This is a genomic window from Streptomyces sp. NPDC058051 (assembly GCF_042885475.1).
Classification (GTDB): domain Bacteria; phylum Actinomycetota; class Actinomycetes; order Streptomycetales; family Streptomycetaceae; genus Streptomyces.
This window is the reverse complement of record NZ_JBHVRW010000007.1, coordinates 21705-46853: the sequence shown is the minus strand read 5'-3', so window position 1 is coordinate 46853 and position 25149 is coordinate 21705. Positions and strand designations below refer to the sequence as shown.

Sequence of the window (25149 nt, the reverse complement as noted above, 5' to 3'; positions counted from 1 at the left end):
ATCGGAGGTGGGCAAGGCATGCTGGGTTTCGTGTCCACACTTCCCCAGCAGCCCCAACGCCCCCCTCTCAGCGGCCACATGGTCATCTGCGGCGACGACGCACTCGCCCAGCGACTGGCGGTGGAGCTGCGGTACGTCTACGGGGAGCGGGTCACGCTGCTGCTCCCACCGGGACGCGACCCACGCCGCCCGGAGCTGCCCCTGACCCAACGCGGCCGGGCAGCAACGCTGTTCGGACGGATGTCGGCCGCGATGAACCGCAATCTCGGCAACGGCGGCGGGACCTGGGCCGGCTCCGACAACGACACCAACGCCGGGGTCGAGGCGGTACGCATCCTGGAGGCTTCGGAACCCTCCGACGAGGCATTCGAGGACGCCGGGGTCGAGTCGGCCGCCGCACTGGCGCTGGTCTACGACGACGACGAGCGCAACATCCGCGCCGCACTGACGGCGCGCCGCCTCAACCCGCGGGTCCGGCTCGTCATCCGGCTCTACAACCGCAAGCTGGGACAGCACCTGGAGACCCTGCTCGACCAGGCCGCGGCCGTCGCCATGCCCGGGCTCGACGCGACCGCGCTGGACGCCTCCACCACCGTCCTCTCCGACGCCGACACCGCGGCGCCCGCCCTCGCGGCGACGGCGGTGATCGGCTCCAGCAAGGTCATCCAGGCGGAGGGCCTGCTGCTGCGCGCCGCCGAGCGCACCCCGCCCGAGGACGGCCGGATCGCCGACCCCGGCCTGTGCACCCTGGCGCTGCTCTCCTCCACCACCCACGACCCGGCGGGTGCCGAGGGCTCCGACAGCAGTGGTGCCGAGGGCCCCCAACTCCTTCCCGACGAGCGGCAGGTGGCTGCCGCGACGGGCCGTGGCACGATCGTCCTGGAGGCGGTCAGCCAGGCGGACCAGACCGGTCCACCGCCCCGGATGGGCGGCCGGAGCGCACCGCTCAGCCAGTTCTTCTCCCGGCGGCTGCGCTGGTCGGCGCTGGGCGTCGGCCTGGCCGTCGTGGCCCTCGCCGTCGCCTCCACGCTCACCACCGGCGACAACCCGCTGCACGCCGCGTATCTGACGCTGTTGGACCTGTTCGCGATGGGCGACCCCGCGATCGGCGACCCGACGGCCCGTCAGATCATTCAACTCCTCTCCGGTGTAGCCGGATTGATGCTGCTGCCCCTGCTCGTGGCGGGTGTTCTGGAGGCGTTCGGCTCGCTGCGCACGGTGTCCTCGCTGCGCCGCCCGCCCCGGGGCCTGTCCGGTCATGTGGTGCTGCTCGGCCTCGGCAAGATCGGTACGCGGGTCCTCGTCCGGCTGCGTGAGCTCGACATCCCCGTGGTGTGCGTGGAGGACGACCCGGACGCCCGCGGCATCCCCGTGGCCCGCCGGCTGCATGTGCCGGTCGTCCTCGGCGACGTCACGCAGGAGGGTGTGCTGGAAGCGGCGAAGATCCAGCGCTCGCGCGCACTCCTCGCCCTGACCAGCATCGACACCACCAACCTGGAGGCCGCGCTCTACGCCCGCTCGATCAAGCCGGACCTGCGCGTGGCCCTGCGCCTGTTCGACGACGAGTTCGCGACCGCCGTCTACCGCACCCTGCGCACCGCGCACCCCCAGGCCCTGACGCGTTCGCGTTCCGTGTCCCACCTGGCCGCCCCGTCCTTCGCCGTCGCCATGATGGGGCGGCAGATCCTGGGCGCCATCCCGGTCGAGCGGAAGGTGATGCTGTTCGCGGCGATCGAGGTGGCGGGCCACCCGCAGTTGGAGGGCCGCACGGTGGAGCAGGCGTTCCGGGCGGGTGCCTGGCGGGTCCTCGCCCTGGACGCCACCCCGCCCGAGGACCGCCGCCCGGACCTGACCACGGCCACTCCCGGCACCCCGGACAGCCCGTCGGGCCTGATCTGGGACCTGCACCCGGGCTACGTGCTGCGCCCCCAGGACCGGGTGGTGATCGCCGCGACCCGACGCGGCCTGGCGGAGCTGCTGCGCAGGCGGCACACGGTGATACCGCGGTCGTAGCCGGGGTGCGTCGGGAGCGGCGCGGACGACGCCTGGAACATCGCCGCGCTGATCCTGGACATCGCGGCACGCGGCGCCTGGCCGGAGGCCGCCGGCTCACTGCACGGCTTCTGACCGGACGCGACCGCCTCACCGCAGAACGCCCGGCCGGGCGCCACCAGCCGGCCACGGGCGCCCGATCGGACACGGCACCTGGCCACGCGTCGCTACAGCACGCCTCCCATCACACCTCGTACCTCGGCCAACGTGGTCTCCGCGATCTCGTTCGCCCGCGCGTTCCCGGCCCGGAGCACAGACCTCACGTACGCCATGTCCCGCGCGTACGCGGCCCGCCGGGCCCGGATCGGCGCCATCCGGCTGTTGACGGCATCGGTCACCGTGCGTTTGAGCGCGGCGGCGCCCCCGTCACCGATCCCCTCGGCGACGGCGTACGGGTCGCGGTCCAGACAGAGCGCGGCCAGCAGCACGAGCGAGGACACCGCGGGCCGGGTCTCCGGTTCGTAGCTGATGTGCCGGTCGGCGTCCGTCTTCGCGCCCTTGATCAGCCGTGCCGTCTCGTCGGCGGTGGCACGGAGCGCGAGGGAGTTGCCTCGGCTCTTGCTCATCTTGGTGCCGTCGGTGCCGAGCAGGAGCGGTGCGGCGGAGAGCAGCGCGTCCGGCTCGGGAAAGACCGCCCCGTACCGCTCGTTGAAGCGGCGGGCGACGGTCCGCGTCACTTCGAGGTGCGGCAGCTGGTCCTGTCCGACGGGGACGAGGTTGCCCTTGCAGAACAGGATGTCGGCGGCCTGGTGCACGGGATACGTGAACATCAGCCCGCTGACGGCGGACTGCCGGGAGTGCGCGATCTCGTCCTTGACGGTGGGGTTGCGGTTCAGCTCGGCGACGGAGACGAGGCTGAGGAAGGGCAGCATCAGCTGGTTGAGTGCGGGCACGGCACTGTGGTTGAAGATCGTCGCGCGTTCCGGGTCGATGCCGATGGCCAGATAGTCCAGCAGCATCCCCTCCATGTGCACGGAGAGCCGGTCGGCGAGATCCCGGTCGGTGAGGACCTGGTAGTCCGCGATGATCACGAAGACGTCCACCCCGAGGTCCTGGAGCCGGACACGGTTGTGGAGGGTGCCGAAGTAGTGCCCGAGGTGCAACGGCCCGGTGGGCCGGTCCCCGGTCATCACCCGGAACCGGCCCGGAGCCTGCCGGATCTGCTCCTCCAGCTCGGCACTGCGGCGCCGGGCAGACGCGGCGGTGGCAGTGGCGGTGGCAGCGGCAGTGAGGGCTGATCCGGCGGCAGATGCGATGGTCATGGGTCTCTCTCTCCTCGCGCGTGCTGGTTGCGTGGAGGACGGCCCGCCAGGATCGGCATCCGTACCCGTACGAGGGCAGAGAAAAAGGGCCGTCCTTATCGAACGGCCCTGGTTCCGTGCAGATGAGGCGGCCGCTCCTAGAAGGAGCGCCACCAGTTTCGGCACGGTACGGAGGTCATGGGCCGATGCTAACGCGCCCCGCCGATCCGGTCACGGCCCATTTACCCGGTTCCCCGATCGGGCGGCCCATTCCCCAGACTCACAGACCGGGTGCCAGTTCCGCCCAGACGACCTTTCCGGGCCCGTGCCGCGCCCTGTAGCCCCAGCGGTCCGCCAGCGCGGCGACCAGCACCAGCCCCCGCCCGCCGCAGGCGCCAGGTTCCGGATCGCGCATCTGCGGCGCGTCGGCGGACGCGTCGTGCACCTCGATCCGTACGCCGTCGGCCACCGGCAGGAACCGGGTCTCGATCTCCCGGCCCGGCGAGACGCGCGCGTGCCGCCCCGCATTGGTCAACAGCTCGGACAGCACGAGCACAGCGGATTCCTCCAGCCCCGAGAGCCCCCAGTCCGCGAGTGCGGTACGCAATTCCGCCCGGGCCAGCGAGACGCACCGCGGATGCCGGCTCCAGCGCAGCACGACGGTGCGATCCGTCGTCGCGCCCGTCGTCCCGTCCCTCACCACGTCACCACGCCCAGGACGATGCTGGGTTCCGCCTCGATGCCGTGCTGAGCCAGCCACCACACCCGCCGCCGCTCCCGCCGGTACCGGTTCTCGGCCCGCTCCCAGCGGCCGAACGCGGCTTGCCCGGCGCTTGGTTGAAGCCTGACGGGTACCGGGAAGCAGGGAAGTACGTGCCCGTCGGGGAATGTGTCACCCCCTAAGGGCCGAGTCGGCTGATGCCTGAGTACGTCGAGGAATCGGACGATAAGGTTCAACACGTTGACGCCCCTTCGAAAGCGTTGGCCACGCCCCCGGACCGGTGCCACGGTCGCGGGGGTTTTCTGCTGAGGCAGCACAAGCCGCCACATCCACCCCACCGTGCTTGTTCAACCACGGACGGTGACTGCACGCCCAGCATGCTCTTGCACACACAAAGAATGCAAGGATTGCGTACTACTTCCATGCGTTCGAAGTGAGTTGAGGTGTCACGCAGTGACCATCCACACTCGCGGGTACCACCCAGGCAGCGAAGGGACGCACCGTGCCGGACAAGCGACAACGCCCTCCCACCGTGAGGCTCCGGCGTCTGGCCGCCGAACTGGGCCGACTTCGAGCCACGGCAGACCTGACCCGTGAAGACGTGGCCAAGGCGACGGGGATCAACGAGGCGACCCTCTACCGCATCGAAAAGGCACGTGCCCGGCCGCAGAAGCGGACTCTGATTGCCCTGCTGGATCTGTACGCAGCGGACGAGGCGCACCGCACAGATCTACTGGCGGTTCAGAGTGGCTCCAACGACATGGGTTGGCTGCGTCCGTATCACTCGGAGTTGCCCGAGGAGTACACCGCCTACATCGGCTTCGAGAGCGAAGCACGTACCGTCCGTAACTACGAGTCCCTCTTCATTCCGGGACTTGCCCAGACCGAGGCTTACGCCCGGGCCGTGGTCAAAGGCGTGTTGCCCACAGCGAGTCGCAAAGAGGTGGATCAACGCGTCCGAGCGCGCGTCGAGCGTCAGGTACTGCTCAGCGGGGAAGACCCGCTTCAGCTCTGGGCCATCGTGGACGAGGCCGCTGTGCGACGCGTGGTGGGTGGCAGGGAAGTGATGCGGGCTCAGGCCGGGCACCTGCTCCGACTGATGGAGGAACCCCACATCACGTTCCAGGTGATTCCGTTCGAGCAAGGTGCTCACGCGGGCATGACGGGCAACTTCGTTCACATGGACTTCCCGGATCCCGCAGACCCGGAGCTGGTCTACGTGGACACACCGGCGGGCGATCTCTTCCTGGAGTCCGAGGCGGAAATGCGACGTTACAAGTCGATGTTCGAGCACCTTCAGGCCGTGGCCCTGGGACCGAACGACAGTGCTGATCTGCTGACTAGAGTTGCAGAAGCGAGAGACTGAGAGCAGGTGTTGAGAGTGCAGTACGACCGCACGCAGCTCACATGGCGGAAGAGCAGCCACAGCAGCGGCAACGGACAGTGTCTTGAGGTGGGCGACGGCCTGCCGAACGTCATGCCTGTACGGGACAGCAAGAACGTTCAAGGGCCCCTGATCCTCTTCAGCACCTGCGCCTGGTCGGCGTTCGTGGCCGTAGCGAAAACCGGAGCCCTTTCCACCGGCGCCTGACGCTCAACAGCCCGGTGGAGCAAGCCTGTACGCGGAGGCAGGCCGTCGATGACGAGTGCGGTCACCGCGCCAAGCCGCTTGCCGCGGCAGAGCGGGACGGAACAAGGGGACGCCGCCGCTACACGGCGTACGGGTTACTGATCGTGTGGTGCCGTCGCGCGGTGGTCAGCACCCGCTCCGGGAACCGAGGGCCGGCGACGTAGTGGCGCCCCTTCGTCCGGCCCACGGCGGTGAGCAACTGGGCCTTGGTCAGCGCCTGGAGATCACGGGTCGCCTGCTGGGTGTTGATCGCTTCCGCCTTCTCGTAGCGGGAGCGGCGCACCCGGCCGGCCATCGCCACCTCATGGAGGGCTGTCACCTGTCGTTCGGTGATCCCGAACGCGTCGGCCTCCTGCGTGAGTTGCGTCCAGCAGTCGTTGGACCGGTCCACACGGTATTGCACCCGCTGAGTCTGCTGGTGATGGGCGAGCAGGTTGAACTTGATCCAGGGCAGCGTGTCCCGCTCCGGCGACCAGACGGGGCCTCCGACCTCGCGCAGCACCTTGTAGTACTCCCAGGTGTTGCCCGGCATACCCAGCCATTCCTCGATCGAGGAGAACTCGGGAGCAAGGACTCCGCCTCGGGCGATCAGCAGCGTCTGGAGGGAACGGGACATGCGACCGTTGCCGTCGGACCAGGGGTGGATCTTCACCAGGTTCAGGTGAGCCATCGCGGCACGGATCAGGACATGGCTGTCGAGATCGCCCTCGTTGAGCCAGTCCACGAGTTCACTCATGAGTCCGGGCAGCAGGTCCCTGTCCGGGCCTTCGTAATCGGTGGCGAGCTCGTCGCCGGGGGCGGTGATACGGATGGCCGTCCTGCGCCACTGGCCGGCGATCTTGCGCGGGTGGTGATGCCCCTGGAGCATCCAGTGGAGGCCGTTGAGGAGTTCCTTGCTGTACCGGAAGTCGGCGACGTCGTGGAGCGACTGGATGTATGTCATGGCCTGCTGGTAAGCCAGCGTCTCCGCTTTGTTCTCGTCGCTGGTCTCGACCTCGCGCTCACCGTCCATGAGGTCGGCGACATCCGCGGCGGCGACCTGGTACCCCTCGATGGTGTTCGACGCCGCGATGGCGCTGGCCGTCAGCGCCTTTCGCAGATCGAGTGTCCATTTCATTGGGGCCTGCTGCACCGCATATCGCAGCCGGTCGCGCATCGCATCGACCTGTTCCAGGACCCGAAGGTCGAGCGAGTCCAGGCGGGGCCTCTCGTACAGCATGACGCAATGATACCAAGCTTCTATCATTCAGGCAGGGGTGCCGACCGCAGCCGGCCCAGCGACCGCCACCGCCACCGCCACCGCCACCGCCACCGCCCCTACAACTGCCCGATCACCTCTCCGTACGCCGCGCTCCACCCCTCCTCCGGGCCGCAGTTGTCCTCCGCCCGCGCCAGGAGCACGACCCTCGCGGGTATGCCGGCCGTCGCGTAGGCGGCGAGCTTGTGGTGGCCGTCCAGGACCGCGGCGACCAGGAAGCGCTCGGGGTACTCGGCCTCGACCCAGATGTCCTCCACCCAGGCCAGGGCCAGGGCGGCGGGGCGGCGGCCTGCCGCGATCGCCGAGGTGTACCGGGCCACCGTGTCCGCGTCGAGCGCGTCCAGCGGCTGGCACGGGAGCAGCGCACCGTACGTCGGGGTCTCGCCGGGGATGCGGTCGCGCAGCTGGAAGTGGTCGGTGCCCGGCCAGTCGTCGAGGCCGTCCCCGCCGTACGGCTCGGCATCCCCGCCGTACGCGTCGTCCCGGCGCAGTTCGTGGCGCCGGGCCCACCAGGATGCCGCCGGGTCGGTCACCCGCTCCAGGTCGAGGTCGAGCAGGTGGGCCCGGTAGTGACCGGCCGGGAACTCCTCGATGAGGGGGACGGCCGCGTCGAATGCGCCGGCGCCCAGGTCGGCCACGTCGGCCAGTGCGGTGCGCAGACCGTCCGCACCCCGCCGGGCCGCACGGGGAGGCCAGCCGAGGAGGTGCATCGTCGTCTCGCACGTACCGCAGTCGGAACCGACGTGGTAGACCGGCTCCCCGTCGATCCGGAGGGACTTGCCCCAGCGGGGCCAGGAGGAGCCCGGTACGGGCGGGTCGTAGTCGATCCGGATGCGGCCCCGGCCGTCCTCGACCGTGAATCGCGCCCGGCGCGGGGAGCCGGGCACGAGGGGACCGACCGACGGGGTGCGCCGCCCTCTCGACCGGTGCTCCGACCAGACCCGGTACAGGAACGCGCCGTAGTCACCGCTCGGGGGCGTCGGCGGCAGCAGCGGGTCCTGCCCCGTCAGCGCGACCAGCGCGTCGTGCACATCGCCCGCCGGACCCTGCCCCTCCGCCAGCTCCCGCAGGAGGTGGGGTATCGCCGCGGGATCACCCATCAGCTTCAGGGCCGCGACGAGGGCGGCGTGCTCCAGCCCCGTCAGCCCGCCCAGACGCTCCGCGATCGGAACCGTCCATTCCCGTGCGCCGATCCGGCCCAGCGCCAGGGCCGCGCGCCCGCGCAGGTGCTCGTGGTCCAGCAGCCCTCCGAGGAACGGCGCGAAGCCGAGGTCCTCCGACAGACCGAGGGCGTCCACGAGAGGACCCGCCGGGCCGAGCTCCGCCGACAGTCTGCGCAGTTCGGCGGCGGGGAGCCGCAGCCGTCGCTGCACGGCCTTGCCGAGCAGGTCCTCCGCGTCGTCGCCGCGGCTCGTGCCCAGCAGGCGCAGGAGCACCGGATCGGCCTGTTCGCCGAGGCCCCGGAGCAGCCAGGAGAGGTGACGTCGCTCGTCCTTCGACGCCCATCCGTACCGGTCCTCGACAGCAGCGGCCAGGCCGTACGGCGGCTTCTCTACGAGCGCGAAGAGCGCTTCGTGCACGCTGTCCGCCGTGAGCGCCGCATCCAGGCGTGCCGGTGCCGTGCCATCCACGCCGCCCACACCGTCCAAGCCGTCCACGCCGTCCATGCCGCCCACCCCCGCCCCGCTCACGTCACTTCTTGGCGTGCTCGCCCACGTAGAAGAGGATCCAGACGAAGCCGGCGAAGAGGTGCGTCGCGAAGACGTACACGAAGACGCGCAGCGCCACGCCGCGCTCCTTCCAGCGCTCGCTCCCGCCGCCACCGCCGCTCTCGCTCACCGAGCCCTTGCCTTCCCGCACACCGGAGGCCGTCCATGGCCTCCGCACCCGGTCCAGGGTACGCACGGCCCCGCGCCTCCTCCTCGGAATAGGTCAGGGGGGTGCTCCGTTGTAGGGTGTGTTCACATAGTTCAATGTTCAACAAGAACAGTTCTGGAGGCGGGCGCCATGGAGTTCGGGATCTTCACTGTCGGTGACGTGACCACCGATCCGACGACCGGCAGGACACCGAGCGAGCACGAGCGGATCAAGGCCACCCTCGCCATCGCGCAGAAGGCGGAGGAGGTCGGCCTGGACGTCTTCGCGACCGGCGAGCACCACAACCCGCCGTTCGTCCCGTCGTCCCCGACGACCACGCTCGGCTACATCGCCGCCCGCACCGACCGCATCATCCTGTCCACGTCCACGACGCTGATCACCACCAACGACCCGGTGAAGATCGCCGAGGACTACGCGACGCTCCAGCACCTCGCGGACGGCCGCGTCGACCTGATGATGGGGCGCGGCAACACCGGCCCGGTCTACCCCTGGTTCGGCAAGGACATCCGCCAGGGCATTCCGCTCGCCATCGAGAACTACGCCCTGCTGCACCGGCTGTGGCGTGAGGAGGTCGTCGACTGGGAGGGCAAGTTCCGTACGCCGTTGCAGTCGTTCACCGCGACCCCGCGCCCGCTGGACGGCGTCCCGCCGTTCGTCTGGCACGGCTCGATCCGCTCCCCGGAGATCGCCGAGCAGGCCGCGTACTACGGCGACGGCTTCTTCCACAACAACATCTTCTGGCCCATGGAGCACACGAAGAAGATGGTGGACCTCTACCGCCGCCGGTACGCGCACTACGGGCACGGCACCGCGGAGCAGGCCATCGTCGGCCTCGGCGGGCAGGTGTTCATGCGGAAGAACTCGCAGGACGCGATACGGGAGTTCCGCCCGTACTTCGACAACGCCCCGGTCTACGGGCACGGGCCCTCGCTGGAGGACTTCACCCGGCAGACCCCGCTGACCGTCGGCTCCCCGCAGGAGGTCATCGAGCGGACCCTGACCTTCCGGGATGTCGTCGGTGACTACCAGCGCCAGCTGTTCCTGATGGATCACGCGGGACTCCCGCTCAAGACCGTCCTGGAGCAGCTCGACATCCTCGGCGAGGAAGTCGTGCCGGTGCTGCGCAAGGAGTTCGCCAACCTGCGGCCGGCCGGAGTCCCCGAGTCCGCCCCCGTGCACCCGGCCGTCGCCGCCCGCACCGCCACGAAGGAGGCCTGACCACCGTGTCCGTCACGTCCGCCACGTCCGCCACGTCCGGTGTGTTCGCCACCGAGCCCCTGAGGATCGTCGCCGTATCGGCCGGGCTCAGCAGTCCGTCGTCGACCCGGCTGCTGGCCGAGCGGCTGGCCGGTGCCGCCCGCGAACGCCTGATGGCCGAGCAGGACCGCACGGTCGAGGTGCGGGTGATCGACCTGCGCGACCTGGCGGTCGACATCGCCAACCACCTGGTCACCGGGTTCCCGCCCGGCGCGCTGGACGAGGCGATCAAGGAGGTGACGCAGGCGGACGGACTGATCGCCGTCTCACCCGTCTTCACCGCCTCGTACAGCGGACTGTTCAAGTCGTTCTTCGACCTGATCGACAACACGGCGCTGACCGGCAAACCCGTCGTCATCGCGGCGACGGGCGGGACCGCCCGCCACTCGCTGGTCCTGGAACACGCGATGCGTCCGCTCTTCGCCTACCTGCGGGCCACCGTCGTACCGACCTCCGTGTACGCGGCGTCGGAGGACTGGGGCTCGTCCGGCGACGAGTACACCGACGGCCTGCCGTCCCGCATCCGGCGTGCGGGCAGCGAGCTCGCGGCCATGATCGCGGGCGGCCGGGCGGTCTCCGGGGCGCGGAAGACCCTCGGGCTCGACGACGAGGTCGTGCCGTTCGAACAGCAGCTCGCCGACCTCCGGCTGGACTGACCGGCCCCCCGGCCACGGGCCGGGAGGCCCTATCCCTCGAAGCCCTGTCCGGTTTGACTAGAGTTGGACCGAAAGACGCGTCGTGCGGCGTTCTCCCGCAGGAGTCCCGCACGACGCCTCTGCACACTGAGCGGAATCGAGCTGGAGGCAGAGATGGGCAGGATCGTGGTGGGCGTTGACGGCTCCGATTCGTCGGTCAAGGCGCTGCACTGGGCCGTACGCCAGGCGGAACTGACCGGTGACACGGTGGAGGCCGTGAACAGCTGGGAGTACCCCGCGACCAGTTGGGCGTCGATGATGCCGGGCATGCCGGAGGACTTCGACCCGCAGGCCGTCGCGACCGTGGCCCTCACCGAGACGCTGGAGGAGGCCCTGGGAGCCGAGGGCGCGGCCGCGGTCAGCAAGATCGTGGTGATCGGCAACCCGGCCCAGTCCCTGCTGGAACGCGCCAAGGGCGCGAACCTGCTGGTCGTCGGGGCGCGCGGCTACAGCGGCTTCAAGGCGACCCTGCTGGGCTCGGTCAGCCTCCACGTCACCCAGCACGCGCCGTGCCCGGTGACGGTCGTACGCGACTGAGCACGACCGCGTACAGGTCGACGGGATGACCGGCATGACCGCATGACCGCATGACCGACCGGCATGACCGACCGGCATGAGGACGGGCCCGCGCCGAGCGCGGGCCCGTCCTCATGCCTCATGCCGTATGCCGTCCTCATGTCCCGGGTGCGCCGGGAGGCGCGCTCACGTCCGCTCGTGCGTGTAGAAGAGATAGAACGTCGTGATGAACATCCCGAGGCCGACCGCCAGCCCCAACGCCGAGGACCGCAGCACGCTCGAACCGGTCAGCCCGACCAGCAGGCCGATCGCCGCCGCCGTCAGCGCGCCGTACGCCACCCCCCGCACCAGGGGCAGCAGGGTGTGCTGGATCCGCCCCAGCGCGAAGCACAGGACAGCGAGCACCACCGCGGTGATCAGGCCGTACCAGAACTGACGGCCACCGCTCGCGCCGTGGTTGCGGAGGATGAACGACGCGTAGAGGCCGTACGCCGCGCCCAGCGTGGCGGGTACGCCCCAGCCGTGCGCACTGCCCCGGCTGCGCCGACGCGTCCCTGTCCCGGCCCGTCGGCGGGTCGGCATCGCTGCGTGAGTGGCCATGGCGGAGTGCTCCTTCCGTCGCCCCTTTTCCCTCCAGAGCACACCCGGCCGCGCCGCCCGGCAACTCGGATGGCTCAGTGCCCGGGGCGTGCCGCCGCCGTACGGGATTCCCTTGACAGATGCGGACGAATCTCTCGACGGCTCTGACAGTGGTGGTGCTGGTACTGCTCGCCGTGCTCGTCCCGCTGAGCGCACTCTGCGCCTGGGTGGATCTGGAGATCGACAACACGGACCGCTACGTCGCGGCGGTGGCCCCGCTCGCCTCCGACCCCGAGGTGCGAAGCACCGTCGGCGACCTCATCACCGACGAGGCGATGAAGCAGATCGACGCCGGTCCGCTCCAGGACACCGTGCGGGACTTCCTGCACGAGGCGGTGATGTCCTTCACCACCACCGACGCCTTCCAGGAGGCATGGAACTCCGCCAACCGCACCGCCCACACAGCCGTCACCGCCGCGCTGCACGGCAACACCGGCAAGGCCGTGACCATCGACCTGGCGCCGGTGACGGAGCAGGTCAAGAAGAACCTGGAACGGAACGGGGTGCCGTTCGCCTCCTCGATCCCCATCCAGCACACCGACATCACGATCATCTCCGCCGACCGCGCCGACCAGTTGCGCCAGAGCTTCCGCCTGCTGCGCTACGGCAGCATCTGGCCCGCCGTGGGCACGGTCGTGTTCGCCGTCCTGACGGTGCTCGTGGCCTGGCTGCGCGGGAGGCCGGGGCGCAGGCGCTCCGCGCTCGCCGCGCTGTCGGCCACCGCGGTGACCGGGTTCGGTTTCGCGCTGGGGGCGCTCGTGCTGCGCGCGCTGATCGCTCTCGCTCGCAACCGGGTGCTGTCCGGGGTGGCGGACGGCGAGAAGGGCGGTGCGGCGGCGGTGTACGACGCGCTCACGGCTTCCCTGCGCACGACGGCGTGGGTCGTGTTCGCCGTGGGGCTCGCGGTGGCGCTGGGCGCGGTGCTCGGGCGGCTGTGGGCGGAACGCAGAGTGGGCGGGACGCACAGCGGCGAGCAGCACGAGCAGCAGCCGTAACGGATTCGACGTGCGGCGACGGGCAGTAACCGTGACGGACCGGATTCGACGTGCGGCGGCGAGCGGGCCGGTGAAGAGTGGTTGTCGTGACTGTCGGATCGGGGACGACTGAGAGGTCATCCACATGCGAGCCATAGCCGTCAGCGCGTTCGGGAGCGATCCCGCACTGGTCGAGATACCCAAGCCCGAGCCGGAGGCCGGTGAGGTACGGGTCAGGGTCGAGTACGCCGCACTCAACCCGTGCGACTGGCAGGCCGCCCAGAGCTCCCGGAGCTCCCAGGACTCCCAGGGCTCCCAGGGCTCCCAGGGCTCCCAGAACTCCCAGAACTCCCAGGACTCCCAGGACTCCCAGGACTCCCAGGACTCCCAGGACAACGGAACCGTCCCGCAGGCGTTCCCTCTGGTCGTCGGTGTGGACTTCGCGGGCCGGGTGGACATGATCGGCAGCGGCGCGAACCGGTTCCGGGTCGGCGACCAGGTATTCGGCCGGGTGGCCGGGCCCGCGGTCGGTAACGGTACGTACTGCGATTACGTGTCCGTACCGCAGGACTCCGCCATCACGCTCGTCCCGCACGGCCTCCCCCTCCGTACCGCGGCGGCACTGCCCTCCGCCGGGATGGCCGCCGCCCAGATCCTGGAGATCGCGGTGCTCCGCGGCCACGAGAGCCTGCTCGTCATCGGTGCGGCGGGCGGCGTCGGCAGCTGTCTGACCCAGCTCGCGTCGGCCCGCGACGTACGCGTGCTCGCGGCCGTGCGCGGCGACGAGCACACGCGCATGACGGCCCTCGGCGCCACCGTCACGATCGACACCACGGACCGCCCCCTCGAAGCGGCGGTGCGGGAAACCTGCCCGGACGGCGTCGACGCACTCGTCGACCTGGTCTCCACGACCCCGGAGGACTTCGCCGCCCGCGCCGCGCTGGTACGCGGCGGCGGCATCGCCCTCACCACGCGGGGCGTCGCCACCGGGGCAGCGTTGCCGGCGGGCGTCACCGGGATCGACTTCCGGCTCGAACCCACCCCGGTGCTGCTCGACGTCCTGGCCGCGGGCGCCGCCGAGGGCGTGCTGCGTGTGCCCATCGACATCGAACTCCCGCTGGAGAAGGCACCGCAGGCCCTCGAACGGAACCGGACCGGCGGCGCGCGCGGCAAGACGGTCATCGCCCTCTGAGCCCCGCACGTCCACCGATGCCGAAGGAGACGTCCGATCCCGAAGGAGACGCCATGGACGACCCGGAACGCGACATCATCGACAACATCGGCGGGCTCATCTCCGAGGAACGGGAGCTGCGCAACCGCTCCACCGCGGAATCCGGCCTCACCGAGGACGAGAAGTCGCGCCTGCGCAGGGTGGAGATCCGGCTCGACCAGTGCTGGGATCTGCTGAGGCAGCGCCGCGCCCTGAGCGAGTTCGGCGAGGACCCGTCCGCGGCGAAGGTCTGGCCGGCCGATGAGGTCGAGGGCTACCGGGGCTGATCAGCGGCGGGGCGACAGCCGCCGGGCGACTCCGGTCCCCCGCACGGCCGCCGGGCGACTCCGGCTCACCCCGTAAGGCCGCCGGGCCGCCGGGCCGCCGGACGGCTCCTGTCACCCTGTGGGCTCGGACCCCCGCAGCCGCTCCATCTCCCGCCGGTCCCGCTTCGTCGGCCGTCCCGCGCCCCGGTCCCGTACCGGGACCTGGATCGCGGCCTCGCGCGGAGGCGGAGGCGGGCTGTTGTCGACGAAGCACTCCACCGCCACCGGAGGGCCGACCCGCTTCTTCACGATCTTCGTCACGACGACGATCCGGTCCCGGCCCGCGTGCCGGAGCCGCACCTCGTCGCCGACGCGCAACGCCTGGGCGGGCTTGGCGCGCTCGCCGGCGACCTTCACATGTCCCGCGCGGCAGGCGGCAGCGGCCTGCGAACGGGTCTTCGTCAGCCGGACCGACCAGATCCAGACGTCGACCCGAACGCTTCCCTCTGCCTGCGGCGCCTCACCGGAAACCATGCAACCGACTCTAGTGCGGCACGCGCTCCGGTTCAGGCCGGTTCAGGCCGGATCGGACCGGAGCGGGGGCGGATCGAGACGGTTCGGTGTGGTCCGGGGCAGTTCGGGACGGATCAGCCGAAGTCGCTGATCACTTCGCCCATGTTGTAGCTGTACACCTCCCGCTTGCACGCCCCGCACATGCTCGGTGCGTGCTCGCTCAGCGACCAGAGCTGTGGTGCGAACCCGTCACCGCGCCCGTGCGCGAGGTAAAGGTCCTCGGGCCCGAACGACGACTCCAGGGTCTTGGCATTGCCGACGAGCTGGGTGGTTCCGTCGACCGTCCCCGGAGTGGCCTGGAGCAGTCGGCCGTTGTCGAAGCCGTTGCTGCGGTGGAAGTACCACGCGCCCTCGTACCGCACGACGCCCTGGATCTTGTGCCAGAGCGCCTCGTTGCCGAAGGTGGCGCCGGTCGGCAGGCCATAGGCGAGGTCGGCGTCCGCGACGGTGCCGGCCGCGCCCTCGACCGCGGTCGTCAGCGCGGTCATCGGATACGTACCGACGCGACCGGGGCTGGTGCCGCCGTTGTTGGTGTTGCAGTACTCACCCAGAACCAAGTGGTCGGTACCGGTGCGGTCCAGCGAGATGTAGGAGGCCTTGGGGCGCCCGGTGGCGTAACACTGGTTCCCGCTGGTGGTCCCGCCGTTCTTCGCTGTGGTGAACTTCAGGGTGGCGACCTGCGGCATGACGTAGCGGTAGCCGTAGCTGTACCAGACGTTGCTCTGCCGGCCGACCCGCTTCTTGTCCAGGACATCGCTGACCAGGCCGTCCGGCGTCGGGTCGTTGACGTCGGCGTCGTTGTCCGGGTTGAGGTCCATGATCTTGCGCAGGTCGAACACCCGCAGGCCATTGGCGGTGTCGGCGACGTACAGGTAGTTGCCGTACCAGACCATGCCACCGGCGTGAATGCCGTTCTGCGCCGCGCAGGACGACGTCACGACGCTCGCACACGAGCCCTCGCGCGCATGCAGAGCATCGAAGGAGATGTGGTCCTTGGAGTTGATGTACGGCCAGACCAGCAGGACGTGGCGGTACATCTGGGTGGCCTGGTTGAAGAAGGTGACGCGGATGCCTTTTTCGTTGCAGGCGTCCGAGACGGATGCCTGGACGCAGTTGTCGCGACCCGCGGCGTAGTCGCTGCGGCCCGGATTCTCCGCGTCATATCCGGCCACGGCGATCGGATCGGAGTTCGACGTTCCCCAGTCCTCGTCCTCCTGCGCGTCCGAGACCCCGGTGATGGCCTGCGGTACCCATTCCGAGGAGGTGGCGTCGTCGCTCTTCCAGCAGACGCGGTGATTGACGGCCAGGTCGGATCCGTAGATACCGTCGTTTCCGCAGGCACCCTCCCAGGTGGCACGCCGATTGGCCTGCTCCATCAACGCGGTGAGGCCCTGCTTGGGCAGCGCGTCGTCGAGTGCGGTGACGAGTCCGGAGAGATCGGAGCCCGCCGCCAGCCGGAAGTCGGCGGACCGGCCGGGGACGGGAGCGGCGGGGATCGCGGCCCGTGGAGCGGCCGTCGCCGCTCCGGTTCCGGCGAAGTCGTCCTGCTCACCCTCGGGTTCGTCGTCGAAACCGTCGTCCGGCATACTCTCGTGACCGGGTACGGGATCGTCCGCAGCCGGTGCCGCAGTGGACACGGACGGCACGGCGTCCGCCGCGGCGGCGGAGGCTCCCGCCGCGGGGGCAAGGCCGGAAAGCATCATCCCTGCCGCCGCGGCACAGGTGGCAAGCCGTATGGTGCGTGATCGTTTCCCCATGTGAGGGCCCTTCTTGACAACGCATGCGGACACCTGGACAGGGCGGGCTTGATCACCTGTCAGCCCCGCCGGCCGCACACGCTAACAAGGCGACTCAGAACCCGGTGGGCACATGTGAACGACGCACATCAGGCCCACACACCATGCACACAGGACTCGATCAGGGCTCGGTTGCGGCTCAGTTGCCCCACGGGCGGGCCGCGCCACCAGATGGCCTGATCCGGCCGCTAACCTTACGTATCCGCCCTGGCCAGGGATGAATTCCCACAGGTCGGACATTTATCGCACCCAACTCACGCGAAAGGCCTCGCCCATGGGGATTCGGAGCTTGCTGCGCAAGGTGTTCGGCCGCGACCATGCGGAGCAGGACGCTCCGACTCCGGCGGCCACAGTCCCGCCCCAGACCGAACGCAGTGCATCCGTGGAGGCGGAGTCGGTCACGGTCACGGTCTCGGAGAACGAGCCGGCCGTGGAGACCTCCCCGGTGCACGAAACCGCCCCGTCCGCCAAGGCATCGGTGCCGGCCCCCGCCTCTCCCCGGTCCGCGACCGGGGACAGCGGGCTGGCGTCGGACCTCGTGGCGGCGGCCTTCGACAAGGCGTCCCTCCCCAAGGTCCCGGCACAGGGTTCGGCGGCGAAGCCGAAGCCTGCGGAGCCGGAGACCGAGGTTGAGGTCGAAGCCAAGGTCGAGGAGCCGAAGGCCGAGGTCAAGGTCGAGGAGCCGAAGGCCGAAGCCGAGGCCAAGGTCGAGGAGCCGAAGGCCGAAGCCGAGGCCAAGGCCAAGGAGCCGGAAGCCGAAGCCGAGATCGAGGAGCCGAAGGCCGAGGTCGCGGAGGCGAAGACCGCCGAGGACGCGGAGGTGAAGGACGCGGAGGCTGACAAGGTCGAGGACGAACCGGCCGCTCCGGAGCAGGAGTCCGCGCCCGAGGCCGAGGCCGAGGCTTCCGCCGAGCCCGAGGCGAAGGCCACGCCCGAGGCCGAGCCTGCACCCGTCGCCGAAGCCGCACCGGAGACCGCACCCACCCTCGTCGAGCCCGAGGCCGAGCCCGAGTCCGAGCCCACCGAGGTGGTGGCGGAGCCCGAGGCAGAGGCGGAGCCCGAGGCCACCCCCGTCGCGGAGGCCGACACCACACCCGCCGAGCCCGAACTCGGGCCCGAGCCCGTCAAGGCTGAGGCCGACCCGGAGCCCGCACCCGCCGCCGAGGTCACACCCGCGACCGAGTCGGCCCCCGAGCCCCTCGCCCCCACCGAGCCCGCCAAGGCCGAGGCCGAGGCGCCCGCCGAGCCCACGCCCGCACCCGCCGAGACCCCGGCCCCGGCCGCGGTCCCGGCCGCGTCCACGGTCCCGGACGCGGACGCGGAAGGCCCCGCGCCCAAGCCCGCCGTGCCCCTCGCCCGGGTCACGTCCGATGCGCCCGCGCTCGTCGACGCGTACAAGGCCGCCGAGGCCGGGCTGAGGGCGCACGGGCTGACCGGACTGCGCGCCACCGTCTACCTGGTCCTCGACCGCTCCGGTTCCATGCGGCCGTTCTACAAGGACGGCAGTGCCCAGCACCTGGGCGACCGCACCCTGGCCCTCGCCGCGCACCTGGACGAGAACGCCACCGTCCCCGTCGTCTTCTTCTCGACCGACATCGACGGCACCGGCACGGTCGGCCTCACCGCCCACGAAGGCCGGATCGACGAGCTGAACGCGGGCCTGGGCCGCCTCGGCCGTACGAACTACCACCGCGCCGTCGAAGAGGTCGTCGCGCACTACGAGAAGTCGGAAGCGACCGGCCCGGCCCTGGTGATCTTCCAGACGGACGGCCCGCCGGACGCCAAGCAGCCCGCCAAGCAGGCACTGGCCGAGGCGGCACGGCTGCCGCTGTTCTTCCAGTTCGTCGCGTTCGGCGACGAGGACGCGAAGGGCTTCGACTTCCTGCGGAAGCTGGACGTCCCGAACGCCGGGTTCTTCCACGCGGGCCCCGCCCCGCGCGAGGTGCCGGACAACACGTTCTACCGCGAGGTCCTCGCCGCCCTCCCCGCCTGGGTCACGGCCCGCGAAGCGGCGGCCGAGGACTGATCCACCGGCAGTCGTACGGTCACGGCGAGGCCGCCCTCGGGGCCCGGCACCGCCGTGACCGTACCGGCGTGCGCCACCGCGATGGAGCGCACGATCGACAGGCCGAGGCCCGAGCCCCGCCCCATCCGGTCCCGGCCCTCACCCCGCCGGAACGGCTCGAACAGCCCGGGGATGTCCCCGGCGTCCACCACGGGCCCGGTGTTGCGCACCTCCAGCAGCCCCCCGTCCCCGGCCGTCACCAGGGACACGTCGACCCTCCCACCGGGGACGTTGTACGTGACGGCGTTGGCCAGCAGATTCGCCACCAGTTGGGCGAGCAGCAGCCGGTTCCCCCGTACCGCGCACGGCCCGGCGTCGACCTTCACACCCGGGTGCCGGGCCGCCTCCTCGGCCACCACCTGCGCCAGATCCACCGCTTCCCGTTCACCCGCCGCGAGCCCGCGCTCGCTGCGCGCCAGGACCAGCAGCCCCTCGATGAGCCGCTCGCTGCGCCGGTTGTTGTCCAGGAGCGTCTGGCGGGTCCGCTCAAGATCCTCCTGGGACGGGTCGTCCAGGCCGATCTGGATCGCGGCCCGCTGGGTGGCGAGCGGTGTCCGCAGCTCGTGGGAGGCGTTGGCGATGAACCGGCGCTGACTGTCGAACGCCTTCTCCAGCCGGGCCAGCAGCGCGTCGATCGTGTCGCCGAGCTCCTTCAGTTCGTCGTCGTGACCGCTGGACGCGATCCGTTCGTGCAGATTGTGCTCGGACAGCCGCCGCGCCTTCGCGGTCATGGCGTGGACGGGCCGCAGGAACCGCCCCGCGGTCCACCACCCCACACCGACCGCGCAGGCCGTCATGACGAGCAGCGCGGCCACCGACCACACCAGCAACTGATGACCGGCCGCGTCGCTGACGTGGTCGGTGAGGTCGTAGACCGAGGGCGGCCCCAGCCTGCGCCGGGTGACGAGAGGGCCGTTCACCGCGTATCCGGGCTGGGCGACCGCCGCCGTGCGGGCGATGGCACGCGCCTGGGAGTCCGTACCCGCGCGCGAGGCGAGGTTGACGGTGGCGAGCAGCGCCGTCCCGAGCACCAGGAACACACCGCCGTACACCAGGGCGATCCGCATCCGGATCGTGGAGTGCTGGACGTGCGGAACACGAGGGATGCGCGGAATCCGGAGGACGCGCAGGACACCCGGAACGCGCGCGGCGCGCTTCACAGGGCGTACCCCACGCCCTGCACCGTACGGATCAGGGCCGGCTCGCCGAGCTTCCCGCGCAACTTGCTCATGCAGACGCGGACGGCCCCGGTGAACGGATCGGCGTTGGCGTCCCAGGCCCGCTCCAGCAGTTCCTCGGCGCTGACGGTCCCGCCGTCGGCCTCCAGCAGCAGTTGCAGCACCGAGAACTCCTTCGGCGAGAGGTCCAGCTCCCGCCCCTCCCGGGAAGCCGTGCGCCGTACGGTGTCGAGCCGGATGCCGTGCCGCTCCAGCTGCGGCGGTACGGGGCGGGCGCTGCGCCGCCGCAGCGCCCGTACGCGCGACACCAGCTCGGGGAACTCGAACGGCTTGCCCAGATAGTCGTCGGCGCCGAGATCGAGCCCGGCGACCCGGTCCTCCATGGAACCCGCGGCGGTGAGCATCAGGATCCTGGTCCGGGAGCCGGAGGCGACCAGCCTCCGCGCCACGTCGTCGCCGTGCACGCGTGGCAGGTCGCGGTCGAGGACGACGACGTCGTAGTCGTGCAGCCCCAGGTACGCGAGAGCGGCGTCGCCGCTGTACACCGTGTCGACGGCGAATCCCGCCCGTCGCAACCCGGTGGCGACCAGCTCCGCCAGGATCTCCTCGTCCTCGGCGACCAGTACCCGCATCGTGATGTCCCCTGCCTCGTGCATGCGCGTCCACTCCCTCCCAGGATGCGTCTTTGCTACGGGAACCCATGTTTCGCAAAGGTCTCCGCCCCGCTCCCGCGTCCGGGCCAGGCATTATCGATGTGAGTTGATCTCCCGCGGGCCGTTAGGATTTCGACCATGGCGGCCACTGGATCCGAGAAGCAGGGGGCGAAGGCGTTCTACGTCTCGACCCCCATCTACTACGTCAACGACGCTCCTCACCTGGGCCACGCCTACACGACCGTCGCAGGCGACGTGCTCACGCGCTGGCACCGCCAGCGCGGCGAGAAGGTGTGGTACCTCACCGGCACGGACGAGCACGGTCAGAAGATCATGCGCACTGCCGAGGCGAACGACGTCACCCCGCAGGAGTGGTGCGACAAGCTCGTCGAGGAGGCATGGAAGCCCCTCTGGGAGCACCTGGACATCGCGAACGACGACTTCATCCGTACGACGGAGAAGCGGCACACCGACCGGGTGCAGGAGTTCGTGCAGGACCTGTACGACAAGGGCGAGATCTACAAGGGCGGGTACGAGGGCCCGTACTGCGTGGGCTGCGAGGAGTACAAGCTTCCCGGTGACCTCATCGAGGGCGAGGACGGCGCCAAGCTGTGCGCGGTCCACAAGAAACCGGTGGAGATCCTCAAGGAGGAGAACTACTTCTTCAAGCTGAGCGCCTACGGGCCGAAGCTGATGGAGTTCTACGCGAACAACCCGGGCTTCATCCAGCCCGAGTCCGCCCGCAACGAGGTCGTGAACTTCGTCAAGCAGGGACTCCAGGACCTCTCCATCTCCCGCTCGACCTTCGACTGGGGCGTCCCGGTGCCGTGGGACGAGAAGCACGTCATCTACGTGTGGGTCGACGCCCTGCTGAACTACGCCACGGCGGTCGGCTACGGCGCCAACCAGGAGAAGTTCGACGCGACCTTCCCCGCCGACGTCCACCTGGTCGGCAAGGACATCCTCCGCTTCCACGCGGTGATCTGGCCCGCGATGCTGATGGCGCAGGGCCTGCCGCTGCCGGGCCGGGTCGCGGCCAACGGCTGGCTGATGGTCGGCGGCGAGAAGATGTCGAAGTCGAACCTGACGGGCATCAAGCCGCAGGACCTGACCTCGCACTTCGGCGTGGACGCGTACCGCTGGTACTTCCTGCGCGCCATCGCGTTCGGCAGCGACGGCTCGTTCTCCTGGGAGGACTTCTCCGCCCGCTACACCTCCGAGCTCGCCAACGACTACGGCAACCTCGCCTCGCGCGTCGCCGCCATGGTCGGCAAGTACTTCGGCGGAGCGCTCCCGGAGGCCACCGCCCCGGGTGACGCCGAGAAGGCGGTCCAGGAAGGACTGGCGAAGGCCGTCGCCACGGCCGACCTGAAGATCGGCGAAGAGCTGGACTTCCAGGCCGGCATCCTGGCGATCTTCGACTTCGTGAAGCAGGTCAACGGCTACATCACGGAGCAGGAGCCCTGGAAGGTCGCCAAGGACACGTCCCCCGAGGGCCAGGCCCGCCTCGCGACGATCCTCTACACGGCGGCCGAGTCGCTGCGCGGTGTCGCGGTCCTGCTGAACGCCGTGATGCCGGAGACCTCGCAGAAGCTGTGGGACTCCCTCGGCGCCGAGGCGTTCCTGGGCGCCCTGTCCGGCCAGCGCGTCCAGGACGCGGGCACCTGGGGCCTGCTCCCCGTGGGTGCGACGGTCACGAAGGGCGCGGTGCTGTTCCCCCGTCTGGAGGAGAAGCCGGCCTGACCGACGGGCACACGCACGACACACGGTGAAGGGCCGGAACCCAAGCTCTCGCGGGTTCCGGCCCTTCGCCATGCTCTGCCGCCTTCGGGTCAGCGGACCCAGTTCTTCAGCGGCTCGGTGTCCAGTTCGATGCCCACCGGGTCGGGCAGTTCGACGGTCTTCCCGTACGGCACCGTCACCACCAGCTCGTAGCGCACGCCATCGGGCTGCGCGTGCACCTTGACCTCGCACGTGTCGCGGTCGATGAGCAGGTAGACGGGGATGCCGGTCTCGGCGTACGCGCGCGGCTTCTCGACACGGACCCGGCGGTCGGTGTCCTCGTCGTACGAGGTGACCTCGACGACCATCAGAACCCCGTCGGGACTGGCCCACTCACCCTGACCGACGAAGGTTTCGAGCGGAACGAAGGCACCGTCCGGGCGCGCGTTGCCCTTGCGATACGTCTCGATACGCAGTCCCTGTTCGGCGAAGAGCCAGTTGCCCGGGCCCGACTGCATGCACATCTGCGTCAGCCAGGCGATGATCCGCCCGTGATCCCCGTCCGGCACAGCCTTGACCCCCAGTTTTCCGTTCACGAACTCCAGACGCAGTGCTTCTTCGGCGCGTATGGCGTGACGGGCGAGGTCCTCGAAGACCTCCTGGGTCAGCACACTCTCCTCAACCACAATCATCACTGCCTCCTGAAGGAAACCGGGCTGTGCCAGCGTACGGACCGGATGCCGGGCCCGTACCCGGTTCACCGCTCCAGGCCCTCGGCGTCCCCCATCACGACGACCGGCTTCTTCGCCGGGTCGAGGAGCTGGAGCAGTTCCCTCATCCGGTCCTCGGGGAGCGAGATGCAGCCCTGGGTCGGGCCGTCGTGGTCCACATGGATCCAGATGCCGCCGCCCCGCTCCTGGCCGAGCGGACGCTTCTGGTCCAGGGGTGAGGCGCCGGGCACCCGGTTGTAGTCGACGGCGATGACGTAGTCGAAGGAACCCTCCAGCGACTCCCCGTCGAACCCCTCACCGCTCAGCGCGAACGCCGGGCTCTGGTTGTACGGGAGCATGGTTCCCGGCGCATCGAGCAGCCCGCCCGCTGACGTCAGTCCGTAGACCCCGGTCGGGGTGCGGAGGTCGTTCTCCCAGTGCTCGTCCGTCCATCCGTTCAAGGCGTTGCGGGCCGGCCAGCGGTCCGTGACCGCGCGCCAGCCCAGCGCCGGGTCGTCGCGGGTGTACAGGACCGCGGTCGACAGGCTGGAGTCGTAGGAGTCACCGGTCACGACGAGTGCCTGCCGCGCACCCGCCGGGATCGCGACGCTGGTCCTCGGCCCCAGCGCGGGGATCGCACGGGGGCTGATGCGCGGCGCGCGCGGAGCGGCGGCGGGTCCGCGCCCCGCGTCGGCCTGCGGGCCCGCGACGCCGGGGGTGTTCGTGGCGGCCACCTCGGCCCTTCGGGGACCGGTGGTGGTACCGGAACCGCTGCCGCAGGCGGTGAGCAGCAGGATCGCGACGGCACACGTTCCGGCACAGACGGCGTACGGGGAACGCCGGGCGGCCGACGGACGGAACACGGACACGGGAACTCCTCTGCGGTCGTGGGCGGACGCGGCACGGGCGAGCGCACCGTCACGCCTCGTCCCGCTGATCCCAGTTAACGCCGCGCCATGCCGGCGCGAACCCGCACGAGGGCCATCCGGCGGTATGGCCCGCCGGACCCACGAGGAAAGGCCGGAACGCGTACGGACAGGGCCCGGAACCCGTACGGAGAAGCCCCGGAGCCCACACCGGCAGGGCCCGGAAGCGTGGGGGTGGCGGCTTCCGGGCCCGTCATCTCCGCAGGGATTCGGGGATGCTGAGGGCAGGTCAGAGATCCGTTCCGTCGTGGGTCTCGTCCGGGTCCACTCCCATGGTGATCGAGCCGACGACGCCCCGTGCCATGTGGTGCTTGCGGTACGAGAGCTTCATCAGCCCGCCCGTGACGCCGCTCTGGTCGTAGATGGTGTCCTCGGTGAGGGTGGTACGGGTGGTGGTGCTCGTCGAGTACGGCTCGACGGTCGCCGATTCGAGGACCGCGGACTCCGCGAAGAAGAACTGTCCGGTGTGGCAGGTGTGCCCGCCCTCGTACCCGGCGTCGGTCATCTTCCCGCCGACGTGCACCTTGGTGTGGATGTGCACGCAGCGCCCCTGGTACCAGCCCGGGAAGATCGTCGTGAACTCCACGTACCCGTGCTTGTCGGTGAGCTGGGTGCCTCTCAGGTAGCGCTCGTCGTCGGTGGGCTCGCTGTGCCCGCCGCCTCCGCCGCCGGGTCCGCCGGACGGCGGCGTACCGGTGGGCGCGTCCGTGGGGGTTCCGGTGGGAGCGTCGGTGGGCATACCGCTGGGCGGCGTACCGCCGCCGGGGCCGCCGGAGCTCATCGCCTCGTAACCCGAGTAGATCCCCAGAGCGTCGCAGTGCCAGATGTCGACGGCGGCGTGGGCGACCGGCTTGCAGGTGTCGGAGTCGATCACCTTGAGCCGGAGGGTGAGCGGGATGCCTTCCTTGTCCTCGGTGATGTCCTTCCGGATCTTGTCCGCGTCGATGTAGTACGGCCCTTCGGTGGTCTCCGAGGTGAGCCGGTAACACTCCTCTCGCTGTCCGCCGGATTTCTTCGCGCCGGCAGCGCCGGCCGTGTCCTCGTCGGCGGACGCGGTGGCGACGACACCCGCCCCGATCCCGGCGGCGACGATCGCCGCACCTCCGGCGAGCACCATCCTGCGGCGCGTCATGTCCTTCTTGTGCGCGGGCCCTTGAGTCTCTGTCATGGACAGGGAATCTAGGCGGGG

The 25149-nt window shown here is 70.3% G+C and carries 24 protein-coding genes; 11 read left to right on the top strand and 13 right to left on the bottom strand.

Annotated elements, in window-relative coordinates; translation table 11 throughout:
- Window positions 1–18 precede the first annotated feature (18 nt).
- On the top strand, window positions 19–2013 hold the full coding sequence (locus ACFVUT_RS13745; protein WP_389647833.1) for an NAD-binding protein: 1995 nt from the start codon (window positions 19–21) through the stop codon (window positions 2011–2013).
- Window positions 2014–2219: 206 nt separating this feature from the next.
- Here ACFVUT_RS13745 and trpS read toward each other — a convergent pair whose 3' ends face one another.
- Both trpS and ACFVUT_RS13735 read right to left on the bottom strand, forming a co-directional pair.
- A complete protein-coding gene (gene trpS, locus ACFVUT_RS13740; RefSeq protein WP_389647829.1) occupies window positions 2220–3314 on the bottom strand; it encodes a tryptophan--tRNA ligase in 1095 nt (364 codons plus the stop codon).
- A 259-nt stretch (window positions 3315–3573) separates the two neighbouring features.
- Window positions 3574–3993, bottom strand: a complete 420-nt coding sequence (locus ACFVUT_RS13735) for an ATP-binding protein (protein WP_389647826.1) — start codon at window positions 3991–3993, stop codon at window positions 3574–3576.
- Window positions 3994–4516: 523 nt separating this feature from the next.
- On the opposite strand from ACFVUT_RS13735, the gene ACFVUT_RS13730 reads away from it, so the two are divergent.
- Together ACFVUT_RS13730 and ACFVUT_RS13725 are read left to right on the top strand one after the other, a co-directional pair.
- On the top strand, window positions 4517–5380 hold the full coding sequence (locus tag ACFVUT_RS13730; protein ID WP_389647823.1) for a helix-turn-helix domain-containing protein: 864 nt from the start codon (window positions 4517–4519) through the stop codon (window positions 5378–5380).
- Window positions 5381–5395: 15 nt separating this feature from the next.
- Window positions 5396–5605, top strand: a complete 210-nt coding sequence (locus ACFVUT_RS13725; RefSeq protein WP_389647820.1) for a DUF397 domain-containing protein — start codon at window positions 5396–5398, stop codon at window positions 5603–5605.
- 118 nt (window positions 5606–5723) lie between these two features.
- Here ACFVUT_RS13725 and ACFVUT_RS13720 read toward each other — a convergent pair whose 3' ends face one another.
- The 3 genes from ACFVUT_RS13720 to ACFVUT_RS13710 form a co-directional block, all read right to left on the bottom strand.
- Complete coding sequence (locus tag ACFVUT_RS13720) at window positions 5724–6863, bottom strand: Fic family protein (RefSeq protein WP_389647817.1); 1140 nt, start codon at window positions 6861–6863, stop codon at window positions 5724–5726.
- 98 nt (window positions 6864–6961) lie between these two features.
- Window positions 6962–8593, bottom strand: coding sequence for a hypothetical protein (locus ACFVUT_RS13715; RefSeq protein WP_389647814.1), 1632 nt, complete (start codon window positions 8591–8593; stop codon window positions 6962–6964).
- Window position 8594: 1 nt separating this feature from the next.
- Complete coding sequence (locus ACFVUT_RS13710) at window positions 8595–8741, bottom strand: DUF6126 family protein (protein WP_389648567.1); 147 nt, start codon at window positions 8739–8741, stop codon at window positions 8595–8597.
- 168 nt (window positions 8742–8909) lie between these two features.
- On the opposite strand from ACFVUT_RS13710, the gene ACFVUT_RS13705 reads away from it, so the two are divergent.
- The 3 genes from ACFVUT_RS13705 to ACFVUT_RS13695 all read left to right on the top strand — a co-directional run bounded on the left by ACFVUT_RS13705 (window position 8910) and on the right by ACFVUT_RS13695 (window position 11269).
- Window positions 8910–9998 (top strand): LLM class flavin-dependent oxidoreductase, encoded by a 1089-nt coding sequence (locus ACFVUT_RS13705; protein WP_389647811.1) that lies wholly within the window; start codon window positions 8910–8912, stop codon window positions 9996–9998.
- 41 nt (window positions 9999–10039) lie between these two features.
- Window positions 10040–10693, top strand: a complete 654-nt coding sequence (locus ACFVUT_RS13700) for an FMN reductase (protein WP_389648565.1) — start codon at window positions 10040–10042, stop codon at window positions 10691–10693.
- A gap of 153 nt (window positions 10694–10846) precedes the next feature.
- Window positions 10847–11269 carry a universal stress protein gene (locus tag ACFVUT_RS13695; protein WP_365689484.1) on the top strand — a complete coding sequence of 141 codons (423 nt, stop codon included), beginning with the start codon at window positions 10847–10849 and terminating at the stop codon, window positions 11267–11269.
- Window positions 11270–11434: 165 nt separating this feature from the next.
- Here the strand turns inward: ACFVUT_RS13695 and ACFVUT_RS13690 are convergent, their stop codons facing one another.
- Entirely contained in the window at window positions 11435–11848 is a 414-nt protein-coding gene (locus tag ACFVUT_RS13690) for a hypothetical protein (protein WP_389647807.1), read from the bottom strand.
- Window positions 11849–11967: 119 nt separating this feature from the next.
- On the opposite strand from ACFVUT_RS13690, the gene ACFVUT_RS13685 reads away from it, so the two are divergent.
- The 3 genes from ACFVUT_RS13685 (at window position 11968) to ACFVUT_RS13675 (ending at window position 14358) form a co-directional block, all read left to right on the top strand.
- The gene (locus tag ACFVUT_RS13685) at window positions 11968–12882 is read left to right on the top strand and encodes a hypothetical protein (RefSeq protein ID WP_389647804.1); all 915 of its coding nucleotides are present in this window, start codon (window positions 11968–11970) and stop codon (window positions 12880–12882) included.
- A gap of 124 nt (window positions 12883–13006) precedes the next feature.
- Complete coding sequence (locus tag ACFVUT_RS13680) at window positions 13007–14053, top strand: NADP-dependent oxidoreductase (RefSeq protein ID WP_389647800.1); 1047 nt, start codon at window positions 13007–13009, stop codon at window positions 14051–14053.
- Window positions 14054–14106: 53 nt separating this feature from the next.
- Window positions 14107–14358, top strand: a complete 252-nt coding sequence (locus tag ACFVUT_RS13675; protein ID WP_389647797.1) for a DUF2630 family protein — start codon at window positions 14107–14109, stop codon at window positions 14356–14358.
- A gap of 111 nt (window positions 14359–14469) precedes the next feature.
- On the opposite strand, the gene ACFVUT_RS13670 is transcribed toward ACFVUT_RS13675, so the two are convergent.
- Both ACFVUT_RS13670 and ACFVUT_RS13665 read right to left on the bottom strand, forming a co-directional pair.
- Window positions 14470–14871: an RNA-binding S4 domain-containing protein gene (locus ACFVUT_RS13670; protein WP_389647795.1), complete on the bottom strand. Its 402-nt coding sequence runs from the start codon at window positions 14869–14871 to the stop codon at window positions 14470–14472.
- Between the two features lie 113 nt (window positions 14872–14984).
- Window positions 14985–16496, bottom strand: a complete 1512-nt coding sequence (locus ACFVUT_RS13665; protein ID WP_389647792.1) for a hypothetical protein — start codon at window positions 16494–16496, stop codon at window positions 14985–14987.
- Window positions 16497–16980: 484 nt separating this feature from the next.
- Between ACFVUT_RS13665 and ACFVUT_RS13660 the strand changes: the two genes are divergently transcribed.
- A complete protein-coding gene (locus tag ACFVUT_RS13660) occupies window positions 16981–18732 on the top strand; it encodes a VWA domain-containing protein (RefSeq protein ID WP_389647790.1) in 1752 nt (583 codons plus the stop codon).
- Here ACFVUT_RS13660 and ACFVUT_RS13655 read toward each other — a convergent pair.
- Window positions 18666–19838, bottom strand: a complete 1173-nt coding sequence (locus tag ACFVUT_RS13655; protein WP_389648562.1) for a sensor histidine kinase — start codon at window positions 19836–19838, stop codon at window positions 18666–18668. The two genes, ACFVUT_RS13660 and ACFVUT_RS13655, sit on opposite strands and share 67 nt — an antisense overlap.
- An 89-nt stretch (window positions 19839–19927) precedes the next feature.
- Window positions 19928–20581, bottom strand: a complete 654-nt coding sequence (locus ACFVUT_RS13650; RefSeq protein WP_382217330.1) for a response regulator transcription factor — start codon at window positions 20579–20581, stop codon at window positions 19928–19930.
- Window positions 20582–20740: 159 nt separating this feature from the next.
- Here ACFVUT_RS13650 and metG point away from each other — a divergent pair, with 159 nt between their 5' ends.
- Entirely contained in the window at window positions 20741–22345 is a 1605-nt protein-coding gene (metG, locus tag ACFVUT_RS13645) for a methionine--tRNA ligase (RefSeq protein ID WP_389647788.1), read from the top strand.
- 89 nt (window positions 22346–22434) lie between these two features.
- On the opposite strand, the gene ACFVUT_RS13640 is transcribed toward metG, so the two are convergent.
- From ACFVUT_RS13640 to ACFVUT_RS13630, 3 genes are all read right to left on the bottom strand, one after another.
- Window positions 22435–23016 (bottom strand): Uma2 family endonuclease, encoded by a 582-nt coding sequence (locus ACFVUT_RS13640; protein ID WP_389647786.1) that lies wholly within the window; start codon window positions 23014–23016, stop codon window positions 22435–22437.
- A gap of 65 nt (window positions 23017–23081) precedes the next feature.
- Window positions 23082–23897, bottom strand: a complete 816-nt coding sequence (locus ACFVUT_RS13635; protein ID WP_389648558.1) for a L,D-transpeptidase family protein — start codon at window positions 23895–23897, stop codon at window positions 23082–23084.
- Window positions 23898–24189: 292 nt separating this feature from the next.
- Window positions 24190–25128 (bottom strand): intradiol ring-cleavage dioxygenase, encoded by a 939-nt coding sequence (locus tag ACFVUT_RS13630; RefSeq protein ID WP_389647784.1) that lies wholly within the window; start codon window positions 25126–25128, stop codon window positions 24190–24192.
- Between the last annotated feature and the right edge of the window lie 21 nt (window positions 25129–25149).

Coding starts and splice junctions, on each gene's coding strand:
- metG (WP_389647788.1), top strand. CDS start 20,741: ATGGCGGCCACTGGATCCGAGAAGCAGGGGGCGAAGGCGTTCTACGTC.
- ACFVUT_RS13665 (WP_389647792.1), bottom strand. CDS start 16,496: ATGCCGGACGACGGTTTCGACGACGAACCCGAGGGTGAGCAGGACGAC.
- ACFVUT_RS13675 (WP_389647797.1), top strand. CDS start 14,107: ATGGACGACCCGGAACGCGACATCATCGACAACATCGGCGGGCTCATC.
- ACFVUT_RS13680 (WP_389647800.1), top strand. CDS start 13,007: ATGCGAGCCATAGCCGTCAGCGCGTTCGGGAGCGATCCCGCACTGGTC.
- ACFVUT_RS13685 (WP_389647804.1), top strand. CDS start 11,968: ATGCGGACGAATCTCTCGACGGCTCTGACAGTGGTGGTGCTGGTACTG.
- ACFVUT_RS13670 (WP_389647795.1), bottom strand. CDS start 14,871: ATGGTTTCCGGTGAGGCGCCGCAGGCAGAGGGAAGCGTTCGGGTCGAC.
- trpS (WP_389647829.1), bottom strand. CDS start 3,314: ATGACCATCGCATCTGCCGCCGGATCAGCCCTCACTGCCGCTGCCACC.
- ACFVUT_RS13745 (WP_389647833.1), top strand. CDS start 19: ATGCTGGGTTTCGTGTCCACACTTCCCCAGCAGCCCCAACGCCCCCCT.
- ACFVUT_RS13720 (WP_389647817.1), bottom strand. CDS start 6,863: ATGCTGTACGAGAGGCCCCGCCTGGACTCGCTCGACCTTCGGGTCCTG.
- ACFVUT_RS13695 (WP_365689484.1), top strand. CDS start 10,847: ATGGGCAGGATCGTGGTGGGCGTTGACGGCTCCGATTCGTCGGTCAAG.
- ACFVUT_RS13705 (WP_389647811.1), top strand. CDS start 8,910: ATGGAGTTCGGGATCTTCACTGTCGGTGACGTGACCACCGATCCGACG.
- ACFVUT_RS13660 (WP_389647790.1), top strand. CDS start 16,981: ATGGGGATTCGGAGCTTGCTGCGCAAGGTGTTCGGCCGCGACCATGCG.
- ACFVUT_RS13640 (WP_389647786.1), bottom strand. CDS start 23,016: ATGATTGTGGTTGAGGAGAGTGTGCTGACCCAGGAGGTCTTCGAGGAC.
- ACFVUT_RS13650 (WP_382217330.1), bottom strand. CDS start 20,581: ATGCGGGTACTGGTCGCCGAGGACGAGGAGATCCTGGCGGAGCTGGTC.
- ACFVUT_RS13690 (WP_389647807.1), bottom strand. CDS start 11,848: ATGGCCACTCACGCAGCGATGCCGACCCGCCGACGGGCCGGGACAGGG.
- ACFVUT_RS13655 (WP_389648562.1), bottom strand. CDS start 19,838: ATGCGGATCGCCCTGGTGTACGGCGGTGTGTTCCTGGTGCTCGGGACG.
- ACFVUT_RS13630 (WP_389647784.1), bottom strand. CDS start 25,128: ATGACAGAGACTCAAGGGCCCGCGCACAAGAAGGACATGACGCGCCGC.